We start from the raw sequence: 17,696 nt of genomic DNA on the forward strand, positions 1-17,696 counted from the left end.
TCTGGCGTTGACTTTTGGCACGCTGTTGAGTTCTCAAGGAACGGACGCTTCCTTTGTGCCTGTTTCACCAGGCTCTCCGGGCGCTTCCCTTCGGTGTTCCACCACTCTATCAGGCCGTTTCGGGCTTCCGGACCACCGTGTTTTCCGCAGGCATGCAGAAACAGCGGTCGAAAATCTCGATCAGTTCTGAAGGAGTGCCACCCGCCGTCCGATCTTCGCGATGTGATCGCTTTCTGTCGAACCGGGGCAGGTGTCAGACAGTACAGGGCTGCGGTGGGCGGGGCAAATCGAATGCCCGGTGACGGGTGCTCCGGAGGCGGTGTCGCGCGTGCGGAACCCTCACTTCTTATGACTTACGCTCTGATCGGTGCGCCGTCCAGGACAGGTAGTGACGGCGGCCTGATACATCTCCACCCCTGGGAGGACTCCCATGACCACCGTGACGTCCCCGCTTGCCGGACGCGCCATCGGACTCGCGGCAGTGCCCGACCCGGTGTTCTCCGGCGCGATGGTGGGTCCCGGTACCGCCATCGACCCGATCCGCGAGCCTTCCGAGGCCGTCTCGCCCGTTGACGGTGTCGTCGTCTCGCTGCACCCGCACGCGTTCGTCGTCGTCGACGCCGAGGGCCACGGCGTGCTCACGCACCTGGGTATCGACACCGTGCAGCTCAACGGCGCGGGCTTCGACCTGCTCGTCAACAAGGGCGACACCGTCACCCGCGGCCAGGCCGTCGTGCGCTGGAACCCCGCCGCCGTGGAGGAGGCCGGCAAGTCGCCGGTCTGCCCGATCGTCGCGCTGGAGGCGACCGCCGACTCCCTCGGCGACGTCGTCGAGGACGGCGAAGTGAAGGCCGGCGAGCAGCTCTTCAGCTGGCAGTAGCCCGCCGCCGTCCCTGACGGCACGTACGACATCCACCGCGGCGGCAGTGACCGCCGCACCAACCGGAGACGGGTGAAATGGAGACAACGCTGCGAGGCGTCGGCGTGAGCCACGGTGTGGCGATCGGCGAGGTGCGGCACATGGGCACGGCGGTCCTGGAACCGCCGGCCAAGCAGATTCCGACGGAGGACGCGGAGCGCGAACAGGGGCGTGCCCGCAAGGCCGTGGAAGCTGTGGCCGCCGACCTGATCGCGCGGGGCAACCTGGCGGGCGGCGAGGCCCAGGCGGTGCTGGAGGCCCAGGCCATGATGGCCCAGGACCCCGAGCTGATGGCCGACGTCGAGCGGCGCATCGCCGTGGGCAGCACCGCCGAGCGCGGTGTGTACGACGCCTTCGCCTCCTACCGGGCGCTGCTGGCGGGTGCCGGCGAGTACCTGGCCGGGCGGGTGGCGGACCTCGACGACGTGCGGAACCGTATCGTCGCGCGGCTGCTGGGCGTGCCGATGCCGGGTGTGCCGGACAGCGACGAGCCGTACGTGCTCATCGCGCGGGACCTGGCGCCGGCCGACACGGCGCTGCTGGACCCGGCGCTGGTGCTCGGGTTCGTGACCGAGGAAGGCGGGCCGACCAGCCACAGCGCGATTCTCGCGCGAGCGCTGGGGGTGCCGGCCGTGGTGGCGCTGCCGGGCGCGGGCGAGCTGGTCGAGGGCACCGTCGTCGCCGTCGACGGCAGCACGGGCGAGATCTTCGTGAACCCGAGTGCGGACAAGCGCGCGGAGCTGGAGCAGGCCGCGCAGGCCCGCAAGGCGGCGCTCGCCGCTTCGACCGGTCCCGGCGCCACGTCGGACGGGCACAAGGTGCCGCTGCTGGCGAACGTGGGCGGTCCGTCGGACGTGCCGGCGGCCGTGGAGGCGGGCGCCGAGGGCGTCGGCCTGTTCCGTACGGAGTTCCTCTTCCTCGACGACAGCGAGAAGGCGCCGTCGGAGGAGAAGCAGACCGAGGCGTACCGCAAGGTGCTGGAGGCCTTTCCCGAGGGCCGGGTCGTGGTGCGCGTGCTGGACGCGGGCGCGGACAAGCCGCTGGACTTCCTGACGCCGGGCGACGAGCCGAACCCGGCGCTGGGTGTGCGGGGCCTGCGGACGCTGCTGGACCACCCCGAGGTGCTCCGTACCCAGCTGACCGCGCTGGCCAAGGCCGCCGAGGGGCTGCCGGTCTACCTTGAGGTCATGGCGCCGATGGTGGCCGACCGTACCGACGCCAAGGCGTTCGCCGACGCGTGCCGTGCGGCCGGTCTGCAGGCCAAGTTCGGTGCGATGGTGGAGATCCCGTCCGCGGCGCTGCGCGCCCGGTCGATCCTCCAGGAGGTCGAGTTCCTTTCGCTGGGGACCAACGACCTGGCGCAGTACACCTTCGCCGCCGACCGCCAGGTCGGTGCCGTCTCGCGCCTCCAGGACCCGTGGCAGCCGGCGCTGCTCGACCTTGTGGCGCTGTCGGCCGAGTCGGCGAAGGCCGAGGGCAAGAGCTGTGGTGTCTGTGGCGAGGCGGCCTCCGATCCGCTGCTGGCCTGTGTGCTGACGGGGCTCGGCGTGACGAGCCTTTCCATGGGTGCGGCGTCGATTCCGTACGTGCGCGCGACGCTGGCGAAGCACACGCTGGCGCAGTGCGAGCGTGCCGCCTCCGCGGCGCGGGCCGCGGACACCGCCGAGGACGCGCGCGCCGCCGCGCAGGCGGTGCTCTCCGGGGAGTGATCCCCGGCGGGGCCCGGTCGGTGAACGACCTGCCGGGCGCTGCCGGATTGTAGGTACGGACGGCCGTCCCGCCCTTTGCGGCGGGGCGGCCGTCCGGCGTTCGGGCCCTTGCGGATTGCCGTGGGGGCCCTTCGTCAGTCGTGGGTGTGGTCGTGGTCCTCGGTGGGCGGGTCGGGAACGGGCAGGCCCGAGTGGTAGTCGACGCCGGGCTCGGGCGGGACGGGCTCGCCCGTGTCGGAGTCCGTGCAGTACGCCGTGAAGACCTCGGCGGCGCTCAGCGGGTGCAGCCAGGCGTTGCGCAGGGTCCAGCCGCGTACCGTGTCGCGCCCCGCGGGCTCGGTCGTCCGCGACACGATGCCGCCGGGGCTGCGCAGGGCGAAGCCGGCGGCCAGGACCGTGCAGAAGACGAGGGTCGCGGCCTCGGACAGCTCCAGCCGCCCGCGGTCGCGGGACTCGGCGTGCAGCACGGCCAGGAGCGGGGCGCCGCTCGCGGGGACGCTGCACACCAGGTGGTGGGTGCCGTCGCCGAGAGCGTCCAGCAGGCCGGTGACCGCGCGGGAGGCGCGGGCGAACGCGGCTCTGGCGAGGTCCTGGCCGCAGTCCGGGCAGGAGCCGGTGCGGGCGAGCAGGGCCGTGGCGCGGTCCCAGGTCGCCTGGCGTTCCGCCTCGTCTACGAGGGCGGGCAGCAGCCGGACCAGCGGCTCGCCCGTATACGGCAGGGTGGCGCCCGTGCAGGCCAGTTCGGCGGTGTAGCGGGAGCGGCTGCCGGGCCGGTCCGGGTCCAGGCCGGCGTCCAGGCAGAACGTCTCGTACGCGACGGGGTCGAAGAGGGTGACGGTGGCGTGGATGCCCTGGGCGGTCAGCGAGCGCAGCAGGAGTTCCATCTGCTGGAGGTAGGTGGCGTGGTCGTCGAACGGGAAGGTGCGGTAGCGGCGCATGGCCGCGAAGTCCTGCGCGTCCGCCAGGACGGCGGCGGTGCTGGGGACTTCGCGGCGCAGCTTGCGGCGCGCGGCGGCGAGCCCGCTCGGGTCGGTGGGCGTGGTGCGTCGGAACGGTGGTGCCATGACTCCCCCTCGGTCGGTGCGTGCTGCCCGCTGCGCGAGCCTCACTTGTCACGGAGAGTAACCGAGGGGTCTGACAACGGCCGTGCGCGGCGGCCTTCGCCGCTACTGCGCGCGGTCGGCGGCGGCCCGGCCGGCGGCCCGGTCGGCGGCGATGCGCTCGTAGAACCGCAGGAGTTCGAGGTTGTCGACCGAGCCCGGGTTGACGGCCTTCTCCAGCGGGGTGCCCTGGAGGAGCCGTTTGACCGGGACCTCGATGCGCTTGCCGGTGAGGGTGTGGGGCACTCCGGGTGCCTCGATGATCTCGTCGGGGACGTGGCGCGGGGAGCACTGTTCCCTGATGGTGCGCTTGATGCGGTCGCGCAGCGCGTCGTCGAGCGCGGCGCCGGGCGCGAGGTGGACGAAGAGCGGCATCCAGTAGCCGCCGTCGGGCAGTTCGAGGCCGATGACGAGGGATTCGCGGATCTCGGGGAGGCGTTCGACGGCCTCGTAGATGTCGGCGGAGCCCATCCGTACGCCCTGGCGGTTGAGGGTGGAGTCGGAGCGGCCGTGGATGACGACGGTGCCGCGCGAGGTGAGGGTGATCCAGTCGCCGTGCCGCCAGACGCCGGGGTAGGTGTCGAAGTAGCTGTCGTGGTAGCGGCGGCCGTCGGGGTCGTTCCAGAAGCGGATCGGCATGGACGGCATGGGGTTGGTGACGACGAGTTCGCCGACCTCGTCGGTCAGCGGCTTGCCGTGCGGGTCCCAGGCCTGGAGGTCGGTGCCGAGGCAGGGGGCCTGGAGCTCGCCGATGTGGACGGGCAGGGTGGGTGACGCGCCGGCGAAGCAGCTGCACACGTCCGTGCCGCCGCTGACGGAGGCGATCCACAGGTCGGCGGCGACCTCGTCGTGCAGCCAGCGGAAGCCGTCGGGCGGAAGCGGCGACCCGGTGGTGGCGACGCACTTGACGGTGGAGAGGTCGAGGTCGCGTCCCGGCTGGACGCCGGCCTTGCGGCAGGCCATGACGTACGCGGCGGAGGTGCCGAAGAGGGTGGTGCCGGTGCGTTCGGCGATCTTCCACTGGGCGGCGGTGTCCGGGTATCCGGGGCTGCCGTCGTAGAGCACGATCGTGGAGCCCGCGAGGAGGCCGGCGACGAGGAAGTTCCACATCATCCAGCCGGTGGAGGTGTACCAGAAGAAGCGGTCGTCGGGTCCGAGGTCGCAGTGCAGGCCGGTCTGCTTGAGGTGTTCGAGGAGGATGCCGCCCTGGGACTGGACGATGGCCTTGGGCAGGCCGGTCGTACCGGAGGAGTACAGGACCCACAGCGGGTGGTCGAAGGGGACCTGTTCGAAGACCGGTTCGGTGGCGGCGGAGGTCAGGTCCGACCACTCCAGGGCGCCTTCGGGCGCGGGTGTGCCCAGGAGGGGGATGTGGACGACGGCGCGGAGGGTGGGCAGTTCGCGGCGGAGTTCGGCGACGGTGTCGCGGCGGTCGTGTTCCTTGCCGCCGTAGCGGTAGCCGTCGACCGTGAACAGCACGACCGGCTCGACCTGCTGGAAGCGGTCCAGGACGCTGCGGGCGCCGAAGTCGGGGGCGCAGGAGGTCCACACGGCGCCGACGGCGGCGGTGGCCAGGAGGGCGACGACGGCCTGCGGGACGTTGGGGAGGTAGCCGCTGACACGGTCGCCGGGGCGTACGCCGAGGCGGCGCAGTCCGGCGGCGAGGGAGCCGACCTGGGCGCGCAGCTCGGCCCAGGTGACGGGGGCGGGGTCGTGGGTCTCGTCGACGTGCAGCAGCGCGGGCGTGCCGGCGCGGGCCGGGTCCTCGGCGGCGCGCAGGGCGTGTTCCGCGTAGTTGAGGGTGGCGCCGGGGAACCAGCGGGCGCCGGGCATCGCGGGGTCGGCGAGGACGGTGTCGTACGGGGTGGTGAAGCGGACGTCGAACCACTCGGCGACGGCTTGCCAGAAGCGGGTCAGTTCGGTCACCGACCAGCGGTGCAGTGCGGCGTAGTCCGCCGCCGGGTCGCCGGGTGTGCGGGCGGGGGCGCCGTGGTGGGTGGCGGCCCAGTCGTGGAAGCGGGTGATCTGGGCGCCGTCGACGCGGTCCTGGCCGGGCTGCCACAGGGGTTCGGGCTGCGGGACGGACTGCGGTGCGGTGGTCATGATCGGCTCCCGGCTGTACGCGGCGTTGCGTGGACGCGGTGTGGGCGTGCGGTACGCGGTGTCCCCGTACGGCTGGGGGGTCACCCCGGCGCAGCGCGGGGGCGCGTGCGTGTGACACGGCTGGGCGAGACGATGCCACGTGATCGACTTGTGCGCCAGGGTGGGCCGCACATTCGGGCATGTACGCGGCGGGGTGGGGCGCGGCCGCGCCGCGGGGAATGAGGCAGGGGGACGGCCGTCACCCGCCGGCGGCGGGGCCGGTGGTGTGCCGCGGGTGGGGTCGCGGTTCTTCCCAGGTGAACGGCAGCTGAACGGTCCCCCCGCCGGGTGCCGTCAATGGCAGGCTGAGCAGCATGGACGGGCGTGATCAAGTGCGGTCGGTGTGGCGGGGCAGGGCGGTCGGCGCGGTACGGGCCGTCAGGGCGCTCGGATCGGTGCGGGGGCTGCTGTCGTGGCGGTCGGCGTGGCGGCGGCGCCGCGCCGACCGGCGGGGGGCGGCGCGGCGCGGCCCCGAGCGGGCCCGGGTGCCGGGCGCCGCGGTACGCGCGGAGCCGCGGCCGGGCGGTGGCGTGGTGTTCTTCGCGCGCTCGTCGCTGCGGGTGCGGGTCGCGGCGGGCGGCGCGGTGTTCTGCGGCTGGGACGGCGCGGAGCCGGAGCCGTCGTACGCGCTGGCCGGTACGTGCCCCGAGCCGGACGTGCGGGCGGTGCTGGAGCCCGACACGGAGGGCGGCTGGCGGGTCGTCTCGGAGCGGGTGACGGTGACGGTGTCGCGGCACGGGGCGGTGGCGGTGCGGACGCCGGGCGGTGTGGTGCTGCGGCGGGAGCTGCCGCCGCGGTGGTGGGACCGGGTACCGGGCGACGGGGGCGGGGTGCCCGCCGAGCGGTCCGGGGAGTCGCGGTGGGTGCAGCGTTCGGAGGTGGCGGCGGACGCCCGGTTCTTCGGGCTGGGCGGCCGGTCCTGCGGGCCGCGGCTCCGCGCGCGCAGGTACCGGTTGTGGAACACCGATCCGGGCGGCGCGTTCGTGCCGGGTGACGACCCGCTCTCCGTCACGATGCCGGTCCAGTTCGTGGTGGCGGACGCCGGGACGCACCTGGTCTTCCACGACAACTCGTGGGACGGCGCCGTGACACTGCGGGAGGGCGTGGAGGGCGCGGGTTCGGGGCACGACCGGCCGGGCTGCTCCGAGCTGCGGATGGACGGCGGTCCGCTGCGGTACTGGATCCTGGTCGGTACGCCCGCCCGGGTGCTGCTCGGCTGGACGGCGCTGACCGGGGCGCCGGCGCCGCCGCCCCGCTGGGCGCTGGGGCCGCAGCACGCCCGGTGGGGGTTCGGCAGCCAGGCGGAGGTGCGGCGGGTCGTCTCCGGGTACCGGGAGCGCGGGCTGCCGCTGTCGGCCGTGCACCTGGACATCGACCACTACGACGGCCACCGGGTCTTCACGGTCGACCGCTCGGCCTTCCCCGACCTGCCGGGGCTCGCGCGCGAGTTGCGGGCCGAGGGGGTGCGGCTGGTGTCCATCGTCGATCCGGGGGTGAAGGCGGAGCCGGGCAACGCGGTGTACGAGGGCGGGGCGGCGGCGGACGCGTACGTGCGGGACGCGCGGGGCCGGGAGGTGCGCGGGGTGGTGTGGCCGGGCGAGGCGGTGTTTCCCGACTTCACGGACGCGCGGGTGCGCAAGTGGTGGGGCGGCCTGTATGCGGAGCGGCTGGCGCAGGGGTTCTCCGGGGTGTGGCACGACATGAACGAGCCGGTGTCGTTCGCGGCGTTCGGCGATCCGTCGCTGCCGCGTTCGGCGCGGCACGCGCTGGAGGGCCGGGGCGGCGACCACCGGGAGGCGCACAACGTGTACGGGCTGGCGATGGCGCGCGCCGGCTACGAAGGGCTGCTGGAGCTGCGCCCCGAGGAGCGTCCTTTCCTGTTCTCGCGCTCGGGGTGGGTGGGGATGCAGCGCTACGGGGGCACGTGGTCGGGGGACGTGGCGACCGGCTGGCCGGGGCTGCGGGCCTCGCTGTCGCTGGTGCTGGGGATGGGGTTGTGCGGGGTGCCGTACAGCGGTCCCGATGTGGGCGGGTTCTCCGGGGTGCCGTCGCCCGAGCTGTATCTGCGGTGGTTCCAGATGGCCGCGTACCTCCCGTTGTTCCGTACGCATTCGGCCGTCTTCGCGGGGCGGCGGGAGCCGTGGGAGTTCGGGCCCGAGGTGCTGGAGCACGCGCGCGCCGCGCTGCTGGAGCGGGCGCGGCTGGTGCCGTACTTCGTCTCGCTGGGGCAGCTGGCGCGGCTGTCCGGGGCGCCGTACGTCCGTCCGGTGTGGTGGAGCACGCCGCGGGACCGGAAGCTGCGGGACTGCGAGGACGCGTTTCTGCTGGGCGACGCGTTGCTGGTGGCGCCCGTGCTGGGTCCCGGGGTGACGCGGCGGGCGGTCCGGCTGCCGCGCGGGCGCTGGTACGACACGGCGACCGGGCAGGCGTACGACGGGCCCGGGCAGGTGCTGGTGGACGCGCCGCCGTCGCGGATCCCGGTGCTGGCGCGGGCCGGAGCGGTGCTGCCGGTGGCCGGCGGCGACGGTGCGACGGAGCTGGAGGTGTGGGCGCCGGTGGCCGGCCGGTCGGGCGGTGGCGTGGTGGTGCCGGACGCCGGCGACGGCTGGCGGCAGCCGGAGGTCGAGCGCTTCGAGACGCGCCTGGAGGACGGGCGGGTGGTGGTCGAGCGGCAGGGCGGCGGCGACGCCGGGTACCGGGTGCGGGTGCGCGGGTTGGCGGGCGAAAACGGGTAGGCCCGGGGGCGCCGGTTGCGTAGATCGGCCCGTTCGTTCCGGCGTGGGAAGGGCTGCGCGATGAGTGACGGTGACGGACGGGAACTGTGGGCGCTCGCGGACCTGGTGACGGCGCGGGTGTTCAGCCGTGACGGGACGGGGCGGTACGGGCTGACGCCGCGTGGCGAGGAGCTGCGCGACGGCCATCCGTCCGGTGTGCGGCGGGTGCTGGACGCGGAGGGCGCGCTCGGCCGGGCCGACCTCGCGTTCGTGGCGCTGCCGCATTCCGTACGGACCGGAGAGGCGGCCTTCCCGCAGCTGTACGGGCGTTCCTTCTGGGAGGACCTGAGTACGGACCCGGCGCGGACCGCCGACTACGACGCGCGGATGGGCGTCGACGTCACGGCGTGGGCCGAGGCCGTCCTGCCCGCCTTCGACTGGGGTGCGCTGGGGCGGGTGGTGGACGTCGGCGGCGGCAACGGCACGTTCCTGGCGGCGGCGCGCACAAGCGGCGGGGGCGCGTGGCCGGGTCCTGGTCGTGGAGAAGGTCGGCGCGGTCGGCGAGTCGGTGAAAACGGACATGGACCTGCGGGTGCTCGTCTATTTCGGGGCGCGGGAGCGTGGCGTGCCGGAGCTGGCGGGCGGCGCCGGGCTGCGGGTGGCCGGGGTGCACCGGGCCGGGGACCTGGCGGTGGTGGAGATGGTGGCCGGCTGAAGCCGCGGCCGGGCGGGGTGGTGACACGGGCTCTTACGCGGTGTGTGGTGCCGGTGGTAGACGGGTGCCATGCCGAGACTCGCTGCCGCGTTGCGCGGCTTCGCCGTGGCCGCCGTCGCCACCGTCCTGACCGCCGCCGCCGTACCGGACGCGCGGAGTGCCGCCGCCGGTCCGACGGCGCCGAAGGAGTTCGTCGCGCTGCGCGACGTGGACCCGACGATCCGCCAGGAGATGCGGTACTTCACGCCGCACGACTTCATGGGCGTACCGGTCACCGGGTACCGGCAGCCGGTGTGCATCCTGACCCGTGACGCGGCGCGGGCGCTGCACCGGGCCCAGCTGTCGTTCCTGCGGCGCGGCTACACGCTCAAGGTGTACGACTGCTACCGGCCGCAGCGGGCCGTCGACCACTTCGTGGCGTGGGCGAAGGACCTCGGCGACCAGCGGATGAAGGGCGAGTTCTATCCGCGGGTGGACAAGTCGGCACTGTTCAGGGACGGGTACATCGCGGAGAAGTCGGGTCACAGCCGGGGCAGCACCCTCGACCTGACGCTGGTACGGCTGCCGGGCCTGCCCACCCGGCCGTACGTTCCCGGGGAGCCGCTGACGGAGTGCTACGCGCCGAAGGAACGGCGCTTTCCCGACAACTCGATCGACATGGGGACCGGGTTCGACTGTTTCGACACCCTCGCGCACACTCTCGACCCTCGGGTGCAGGGCAAGCAGCGGGCGAACCGCCTGCTGCTGAAGAACGGGCTGGAGCGCGTGGGGTTCCGCAACTACGAGAAGGAGTGGTGGCACTACACCTTCACTCCGGAGACCTTCCCCGACACGTATTTCGACTTCCCGGTGTCACGGCGGTCGCTGGACGACGCTCACTGAACGCGGTGGGCCGGGGCGCGGAACCACCCCCGTGGATCCCGCGGCCCGGCCCGCGCCTTGGTGGACGCGGTGCGGCGGTATCAGGTTCAGCCGGGCCCGTTCCACTCGGCGGAACGGCGTGCCAAACTCCTGACGGTTCGTCAGTTGCGAGGCGGCGGTTCCGCCGAGCTGGTTCCGGGAGGCGTCGTGACACGTACGCGCAGGCCGGTGGTGCCGGGGTGGTTCACCGGCGGAGAGGACGAGCGGGACGCGGCGGGCTTCCGCCTTCTGGGCACCCGGTGCGGGGCCTGCGGTGCGGTTTTCTTCCCCCGCGCCGACTTCTTCTGCCGCAACCCCCGCTGTGACGGCACCGAGCTGGCGGAGGTGCCGCTGTCGCGGCGCGGCACGGTGTGGTCGTACACGGACGGGCGCTACCGGCCGCCGCCGCCCTACGTCTGCGATCCCGGCGTGCCGTGGGAGCCGCGCACCCTGGTCGCGGTGGAGCTGGCGGCGGAGCGGATGGTGGTGCTCGGGCAGACCGCGCCGGGGGTCACCGTCGCGGACCTGCGGGTCGGCATGGAGGCCGAGGTGGTCCCCGGCGTGCTGGGCGAGGACGCGGACACCGTGTGGACGACGTGGTGGTGGCGGCCGGTCGGGCCGGCGGAGGCCCCGCGAGGGGAAGCGGCGGGAGGCGGCCGTGACCGGTGACATCGCCGTGCTCGGGGCGGGCATGCACGCCTGGGGCAAAGGGGGCCGCGGTTTCGTCGAGTACGGGACGGTGGCGGCGCGGGCCGCGCTGGCCGACGCGGGGCTGGCGTGGACCGACGTCCAGTCGGTCGTCGGCGCGGGCACCGTGCGCGGCGGCTATCCCGGTTACGTGGCGGGGGCCGCGTTCGCGCGGGCGCTGGGCTGGCAGGGCGCGCGGGTGACGAGCGTCTACGCGGCGTGCGCGTCCGGGGCGCAGGCCATCGCCACGGCGCGGGCGCAGATCCTGGCGGGCCTGGCGGACGTGGTGCTGGTGGTCGGCGCCGAGGCGGCGCCGAAGGGCTTCTTCGCGCCGGCGGGCGGCGACCGGCCCGACGATCCCGACTGGCTGCGCTTCCGGCTGCTGGGGGCCACCAACCCCGCCTACTTCGGGCTGTACGCGCGGCGCCGGATGGCCCTGTACGGGGACACGACCGACGACTTCGCGCAGGTGAAGGTCAAGAACGCGGCGGCGGGGGCGGCCAATCCGTACGCGCGCTACCGCACGGCGGTGACGGCGGCGGAGGTCGCCGCGTCGCCCGTGGTCGCCGACCCGCTGCGGCTGCTGGACATCTGCGCCACGTCGGACGGGGCCGCGGCGCTGGTCCTGGCCGCGCCGGACCTCGCGCGCCGGCGAGGGGTGCGGGACCCCGTCCGTATCCGGGCCGTCTCCACGGCGACGCCGGAGTACCCGCGGGCGGACCTGGACCTGCCGGACATCGCGACCGACTCCGCCGCCGTGCCGGAGCCGCCGGCCGCCTTCCGGCCCTCCATCGCCCGCCGCGCCTACGAGGAGGCGGGCCTCGGACCCGGCGACCTGTCGCTCGCGGAGGTCTACGACCTGTCCACCGCGCTGGAACTCCAGTGGTACGAGGACCTCGGCCTGTGCCCCGCCGGCGAGGGCGCGAAGCTGCTGCGCGAAGGGGTGACGGCGCTCGGCGGACGGCTGCCGGTGAACCCCAGCGGCGGCCTGGCCTCGTTCGGGGAGGCGGTGCCGGCGCAGGCGATCGCGCAGGTCTGCGAGCTGACGTGGCAGTTGCGCGGGCGGGCGGGGGCGCGGCAGGTGCCGGGCGCGCGGGCGGGGATCACGGCGAACCAGGGGCTGTTCGGGCACGGTTCCGCGGTGATCGCGGTGCGGTGAGGCGGGGGCGCGGTGCGGTGAGGCGGCGGGTGGCCGCGCGGCCCCCGGCACGTGCGGCGACACCCGTTCGAGTGCGCCGGAAGGATGCGTGAACAGTACGTGAACCACCCGTCAGCACTGCCCTGAGCGGGCATTCTGCTGCCGTGCCTGCCTGGACGGACCAGCTCCGATTCGCCTTCCAGCCCGTCGTGAACCTGGCGACCGGCTCGGTCGCCGCCCTGGAGATACTCGCCCGCCCCGAACGCGGCGACGTGCTGACGGCGGCGCGCCGCTCCGCCGGCCTGGACGCCGAGCTGGCCGGTCTCGCCGTACGGTCGGCCGCGCAGCAGGAGACGCTGCTCCCGCTGCACGTCAACGTGTTCGCCACGACGCTCGCCGAACTGCCGGGCCTGACCGCGCTGCGCAAGGCCGTGCACGACGTGGGCCGGCGGCCGTGGGAGATCACGGTCGATCTCGGCGGACCGTTCACGCACGTGCCGCGGCAGGCGCTGCTGGAGGCCGTGGCGGGGCTGCGGCAGGACGGGTACCGCATCTGCGCGGACGGGGTCGGCGACGGGGACCTGCCGCTGCGGCTGCTCGGTGACCTCGCCCCCGACCTGGTGAAGCTGGACGCCTCCCTGTGCGAGGGGCTGGACGACGACCGGGGGCGGCGGGCCGCCGTGGCCGCGATGCGGCAGCTGTGCGAGGTCCTGGGCGGCCTGCTGGCGGTGGAGGGGGTGGAGACCGAGCGGCAGTACGCGGCGGCGCGCGGGGCGGGCGCCCAGCTCGCGCAGGGTTTCCTGTTCGCGCCGCCCGCGCGGCGCCCGGCGGCCGGCGTCTACGTTCCCGAGCCGCCGGAGTACGGTCCCGTGGCGAGCGCGTACGTGGGCGGCGGGCGGCACCTGCCCCCGGCGGGGCCGCCCGTGACGCAGTTCCTCCAGCCCGCCGCGCTGCTGCCGATGTCCGCCTCGGCGGGCGCGGTGCGCAGCCACTTGACCGGTTTCCCCGGGGTCTCCGGCGTCCTGCTGGTGGACCCCGACGGCGTACCGGTACGGGCCATCGACCGCGACCGGTTCCTGCTGTCGCTCTCCGGCCGGTACGGGCACGCGCTGTACGCCGGCCGCCCGGCGCTGCGGCTGGCCGACCGGCCGCGGACGGTGGGCGCCGACGCCACCGCCTGGGAGGTGCTGGACGTGGTCACGGACGGCCACCGCGACCGTACCGGCGACGATGTGGCGGTGGTGGACGAGCAGGGCCGCTGCGTGGGCGTGGTGCACCTGGCCGACATCCTGCGGGCGCTGGCCGAGAGCCGGGTGGAGGAGGCGGCGCGGCTCAACCCGCTGACCCGGCTGCCCGGCTCCGACGCGGTGAACGCGGAGGTGGACCGGCGGATCGCCGACGGCCGGGCGTTCGCGCTGAGCTGGCTGGACGTGGACGGGTTCAAGCAGGTCAACGACGGGGCCGGGTTCGCGGCGGGCGACACGCTGATCCGCGCCGTGGGGCACGCGCTGGCACGGGCGGCGGCGGAGCTGCCCGCGGCGCGGGTGGGGCACATCGGCGGGGACGACTTCCTGGTGCTGGCCGGTCCCGGCGAGGTGGAGGTGTTCGCGGCCGCCGTGCTGGACGCGCCCTGGTCGGCGGGCGGGCTGCCGGTGACGCTGTCGCTCGCGACGGTGGAGTGCGCGCCGGGCAGCGTGCGCGGGCACGAGCAGGCAGCGGCGGCGCTGGCGCCGCTGAAGAAAGCGGCCAAAGCCCTGAAAGGGGCGAGCAGTTGGGTGGCGGGGCGGCCGGGAGCTCCGGGGCACGAGGTGCGCCGGGGGCGGCGGCGCGGGGACTGAGTCCCGTCCCTACCCGGCACCTTGACGCCCCGTCACCTGCGGTGAACACTTCCGGGTGTCCGTCGGCACCGCCGCAGCCAGGCATCCAGGCCGCGTGGCGGCGTTCCGCGCTGCCCGGCTCCCCATGGGCGGTACCGACGTACCGGCACGCTCGACGCGCACGCCGCGCGGGGCGCGGTGGCCGTGCGCCCGCCGCCCTCCCGTGGCACGGGAAGTACGCACCCTGCACGGAGGACCGGGGGCCACTCCCCGGGCCAGGGACAAGGAGCCGCCATGTATTCCAACGGGGACATTTTCGTCGGCGAGGTCATCGGCACCGCCGTCCTGATCCTCTTCGGCGCCGGCGTGTGCGCCGCCGTCACCCTGCACCACTCCAAGGCGAAGGCCGCCGGCTGGGTGGTCGTCGCGTTCGGGTGGGGCTTCGGCGTGCTCGCCGGGGCCTACACCGCGGCGCCGCTGTCCGGCGGCCACCTCAACCCGGCGGTGACGCTGGGCTCGGCGGTCGCGGACGGCACGGAGTGGTCGAAGGTGCCGCTGTACATGGCGGCGCAGTTGGTGGGCGCGGTGCTCGGTGCCGTACTGGCGTGGGCCCTGTACTACGCGCAGTTCGCCGCCAACGCGGAGGCGGACAAGGCGCAGCCGACCCTGGGGGTCTTCGCCACCGCCCCGGAAGTGCGCAGCCCGGCCGCCAACCTCGTCACCGAGATCATCGCGACCGTCGGTCTGGTGCTGCCGCTGCTGTTCTTCGGCAAGAACGAGGGCATCGGGATCGGGCAGGTGCCCGGCGCCGACGCCGGTGTCTACGGCTCCGGCATCAACGTCCTGCTCGTCGCGCTGCTGGTGGCCGGCATCGGCCTCTCGCTCGGCGGGCCCACCGGGTACGCCATCAACCCGGCCCGCGACCTGGGGCCGCGCATCGCCCACGCACTGCTCCCCATTCCCAACAAGGGCACCTCCGACTGGTCCTACGCCTGGATTCCGGTGGCCGGCCCGCTCATCGGGGCGGTGCTCTCCGGGCTCGTGTTCACCGCGGTCTACTGACCGGGCGCGGCACCCGGGCAGGCAGTGGGGACCGGCAACGAGGAGTCAGGAGACGTCATGACGGACGGCACGACGGACAAGTACGTCGCCGCGATCGACCAGGGCACGACCTCCAGCCGCTGCATCATCTTCAACCACGACGGCGCGATCGTCGCCGTCGACCAGCGCGAGCACCGGCAGATCTTTCCCAAGCCCGGCTGGGTGGAGCACGACGCCACCGAGATCTGGGCCAAGGTGCAGGCCGTGGTGGCGGGCGCGCTGGCCAAGGCGGGGCTGCGCGCCGACCAGCTCAGCGCGCTGGGCATCACCAACCAGCGCGAGACCACCGTGCTGTGGGACCGGTCCACCGGCAAGCCGGTGCACAACGCGGTCGTCTGGCAGGACACCCGTACCTCCCAGCTCTGTGCCGACCTGGGCGGCGCGGACGGCCAGGACCGCTTCCGCGACGCCACGGGCCTGCCGCTGGCCAGCTACTTCTCCGGGCCGAAGGCGGCCTGGCTGCTGGACAACGTGCCGGGCCTGCGGGCGCGGGCCGAGGGCGGCGAGATCGCCTTCGGGACCGTCGACTCGTGGCTCATCTGGAACCTGACGGGCGGTACGGACGGCGGCGTGCACGTCACGGACGTGACCAACGCCGGGCGCACGATGCTGATGAACCTGCACACGCTCCAGTGGGACCCGGCGATCCTGTCCGCGATGCGGGTGCCCGAGGTGATGCTGCCGGAGATCCGCTCCTCGGCCGAGGTGTACGGGACGGCCGTCGGGCAGCTGCGCGGGGTGCCGGTGGCCTCGGCGCTGGGCGACCAGCAGGCCGCGGTGTTCGGGCAGACCTGTTACGGCGTCGGCGAGGCGAAGAACACCTACGGCACCGGTTCGTTCCTGCTGCTGAACACCGGCGGCCGGCCGGTGCCCTCCAAGAGCGGGCTGCTGACGACGCTGGGCTACCAGCTGGGCGGCGAGGCCCCGGTCTACTGCCTGGAGGGTTCGATCGCCATCACCGGTGCGCTGGTGCAGTGGTTCCGGGACCAGCTGGGCCTCATCGACTCGGCCGGCGAGATCGAGGGGCTGGCGGCGAGTGTCGCCGACAACGGCGGGGCGTACATCGTCCCGGCGTTCTCGGGGCTGTTCGCGCCGTACTGGAGGTCGGACGCGCGCGGCGTGATCACCGGGCTGACCGGTTACGTCACCAAGGCCCACCTGGCGCGCGCGGTGCTGGAGGCCACCAGCTGGCAGACGCGCGAGGTGGTGGACGCCATGTACCAGGACTCCGGCGTGCAGATCACCGCGCTGAAGGTCGACGGCGGCATGACCGTCAACAACCTGCTGATGCAGCACCAGGCGGACGTGCTGGGCGTGCCGGTGATCCGGCCGGTGGTCGCGGAGACGACGTGCCTGGGCGCGGCGTACGCGGCGGGGCTGGCGACCGGCGTGTGGCAGGACCTGGACGAGCTGAGGGCGCACTGGAAGCGGGACACGGAGTGGACACCGCGGATGGACGGGCCGACGCGGGAGCGCGAGTACGGCAACTGGCGCCGGGCCGTGGAGCGGAGCTTCGGCTGGCACGAGGGGGGTGACGGGGGCGCCTGACCGCCTCCCGGGAGCCCGTCCGCCGTGTACGGGCGGGCGGCAGGCGTACGGCCCGTACTCCGGACGGCGGAGTACGGGCCGTACTTTCCACGCCTCAGGGAAGCGCGGGCTCGCGCCGCCGGGCACTCACGTGCATCGCGTGTTCCACGACCGCGATGAGCACGTCCCTGGCGGAGTCCTTCTCGCGCGCGTCGCACAGCATCACCGGCACCTCGGGGTCCAGGTCCAGCGCGTCGCGAACCGTTTCTGCCGGGTAGCGTTCGGCGCCGTCGAAGCAGTTGACGGCCACCATGAAGGGGATGCCGCGGCGCTCGAAGTAGTCGATGGCGGCGAAGGACTCCTCCAGGCGCCGGGTGTCGGCCAGCACGACCGAGCCGAGCGCGCCGCGGGCCAGTTCGTCCCACAGGAACCAGAAGCGGTCCTGGCCCGGCGTGCCGAAGAGGTAGAGCACCAGGTCCTCGCGGAGCGTGATGCGCCCGAAGTCCATGGCGACGGTGGTGGTCCGCTTGCCCTCCACCCCGACGAGGTCGTCGACCGGCCGGCCCGCCTCGGTCAGCCGTTCCTCGGTGCGCAGCGGCTTGATCTCGCTGACCGCGCCCACCAGGGTCGTCTTGCCCACGCCGAAGCCGCCCGCCACCAGGATCTTGAGGGTGACGGGGTCGGCGGCCTGCTTGCGGCGTCGTTCAGAGCGCCCGAAGACCATGGCAGTCCTCTCTCGGTTCGCCGCTGGTGGTGCTCGTTCGCATCCTTGGTCCTTGCAGTTCGTGGGGCGGGCGGGCCGCTGTCACAGCGCCCTGAGCCCGTCGATCACCTCGCGGAGGATCTGCTCGTCGGGCAGCTCCGCCGGGGGCACGGGCCGGCTCACGTGGACCAGCTCCGCGTCCAGCAGGTCGCCGATGAGCACCCGTACCACGCCGAGCGGCAGGTCGAGTTCGGCCGCCAGCTCCGCGACGGACAGCGGGGCGTCGCGGCACAGGCCGACGATGTCCACGTGCTCCGGCGACAGGGTCTGGTCGTCGAGCGGTTCGCCCTGCCGGTCCTCGGCGATCACCAGGGCGATCAGGTCAAGGTGGGGTTCGGCCTCGGTGCTGGTGCGTCCGCGGGTCATCGCGTACGGGCGCACCACGGGGCCCGCGTCGTCGTCGTACCAACTGGCGTCCCGGTACCCGGCGTTGTCCGGGCCGTCTGTGGTCATGGCGTCACCGT

Annotated in this window: 15 protein-coding genes and 1 pseudogene; 12 read left to right on the plus strand and 4 right to left on the minus strand. The window is 74.0% G+C overall.

Annotated features, from left to right (window positions below; genetic code table 11):
* From ACH4K4_RS13780 to ptsP, 3 genes are all read left to right on the plus strand, one after another.
* Positions 1-190: hypothetical protein (locus ACH4K4_RS13780; protein ID WP_360138357.1), on the plus strand; the 190-nt coding region annotated here is incomplete at its 5' end.
* Positions 191-430: 240 nt separating this feature from the next.
* A complete protein-coding gene (locus ACH4K4_RS13785) occupies positions 431-880 on the plus strand; it encodes a PTS glucose transporter subunit IIA (protein WP_398167216.1) in 450 nt (149 codons plus the stop codon).
* Between the two features lie 77 nt (positions 881-957).
* Complete coding sequence (gene ptsP, locus ACH4K4_RS13790) at positions 958-2,628, plus strand: phosphoenolpyruvate--protein phosphotransferase (RefSeq protein WP_398167218.1); 1,671 nt, start codon at positions 958-960, stop codon at positions 2,626-2,628.
* Positions 2,629-2,762: 134 nt separating this feature from the next.
* Here ptsP and ACH4K4_RS13795 read toward each other — a convergent pair whose 3' ends face one another.
* A complete protein-coding gene (locus ACH4K4_RS13795) occupies positions 2,763-3,692 on the minus strand; it encodes a hypothetical protein (RefSeq protein ID WP_398167219.1) in 930 nt (309 codons plus the stop codon).
* 102 nt (positions 3,693-3,794) lie between these two features.
* Positions 3,795-5,831, minus strand: a complete 2,037-nt coding sequence (locus ACH4K4_RS13800) for an acetoacetate--CoA ligase (RefSeq protein WP_398167221.1) — start codon at positions 5,829-5,831, stop codon at positions 3,795-3,797.
* 353 nt (positions 5,832-6,184) lie between these two features.
* On the opposite strand from ACH4K4_RS13800, the gene ACH4K4_RS13805 reads away from it, so the two are divergent.
* The 9 genes and pseudogenes from ACH4K4_RS13805 to glpK all read left to right on the plus strand — a co-directional run bounded on the left by ACH4K4_RS13805 (position 6,185) and on the right by glpK (position 16,490).
* The gene (locus tag ACH4K4_RS13805; RefSeq protein ID WP_398167222.1) at positions 6,185-8,605 is read left to right on the plus strand and encodes a TIM-barrel domain-containing protein; all 2,421 of its coding nucleotides are present in this window, start codon (positions 6,185-6,187) and stop codon (positions 8,603-8,605) included.
* A 60-nt stretch (positions 8,606-8,665) separates the two neighbouring features.
* Positions 8,666-9,025: pseudogene (locus ACH4K4_RS13810) on the plus strand (methyltransferase); the annotation flags it as partial.
* 97 nt (positions 9,026-9,122) lie between these two features.
* Positions 9,123-9,299, plus strand: coding sequence for a hypothetical protein (locus ACH4K4_RS13815; RefSeq protein WP_398167224.1), 177 nt, complete (start codon positions 9,123-9,125; stop codon positions 9,297-9,299).
* A gap of 69 nt (positions 9,300-9,368) precedes the next feature.
* Positions 9,369-10,181, plus strand: coding sequence for a M15 family metallopeptidase (locus ACH4K4_RS13820; protein ID WP_398167225.1), 813 nt, complete (start codon positions 9,369-9,371; stop codon positions 10,179-10,181).
* Between the two features lie 186 nt (positions 10,182-10,367).
* The gene (locus ACH4K4_RS13825) at positions 10,368-10,868 is read left to right on the plus strand and encodes a Zn-ribbon domain-containing OB-fold protein (protein ID WP_398167226.1); all 501 of its coding nucleotides are present in this window, start codon (positions 10,368-10,370) and stop codon (positions 10,866-10,868) included.
* Positions 10,858-12,045, plus strand: a complete 1,188-nt coding sequence (locus ACH4K4_RS13830; protein WP_398167228.1) for a lipid-transfer protein — start codon at positions 10,858-10,860, stop codon at positions 12,043-12,045. The genes ACH4K4_RS13825 and ACH4K4_RS13830 overlap by 11 nt, the downstream gene beginning before the upstream one ends.
* 143 nt (positions 12,046-12,188) lie before the next feature.
* Complete coding sequence (locus ACH4K4_RS13835) at positions 12,189-13,862, plus strand: EAL domain-containing protein (protein ID WP_398167230.1); 1,674 nt, start codon at positions 12,189-12,191, stop codon at positions 13,860-13,862.
* Between the two features lie 273 nt (positions 13,863-14,135).
* Positions 14,136-14,903, plus strand: coding sequence for an MIP/aquaporin family protein (locus tag ACH4K4_RS13840; RefSeq protein ID WP_398167232.1), 768 nt, complete (start codon positions 14,136-14,138; stop codon positions 14,901-14,903).
* A 57-nt stretch (positions 14,904-14,960) separates the two neighbouring features.
* On the plus strand, positions 14,961-16,490 hold the full coding sequence (gene glpK, locus ACH4K4_RS13845; protein WP_398167234.1) for a glycerol kinase GlpK: 1,530 nt from the start codon (positions 14,961-14,963) through the stop codon (positions 16,488-16,490).
* Between the two features lie 94 nt (positions 16,491-16,584).
* Here the strand turns inward: glpK and ACH4K4_RS13850 are convergent, their stop codons facing one another.
* Both ACH4K4_RS13850 and ACH4K4_RS13855 read right to left on the minus strand, forming a co-directional pair.
* Positions 16,585-17,193, minus strand: coding sequence for an ATP/GTP-binding protein (locus ACH4K4_RS13850; RefSeq protein WP_360138322.1), 609 nt, complete (start codon positions 17,191-17,193; stop codon positions 16,585-16,587).
* An 81-nt stretch (positions 17,194-17,274) separates the two neighbouring features.
* Complete coding sequence (locus ACH4K4_RS13855) at positions 17,275-17,685, minus strand: DUF742 domain-containing protein (RefSeq protein WP_360138319.1); 411 nt, start codon at positions 17,683-17,685, stop codon at positions 17,275-17,277.
* Positions 17,686-17,696 lie beyond the last annotated feature (11 nt).

This window comes from Streptomyces sp. NPDC017529 (assembly GCF_044329785.1).
Lineage (GTDB): Bacteria > Actinomycetota > Actinomycetes > Streptomycetales > Streptomycetaceae > Streptomyces.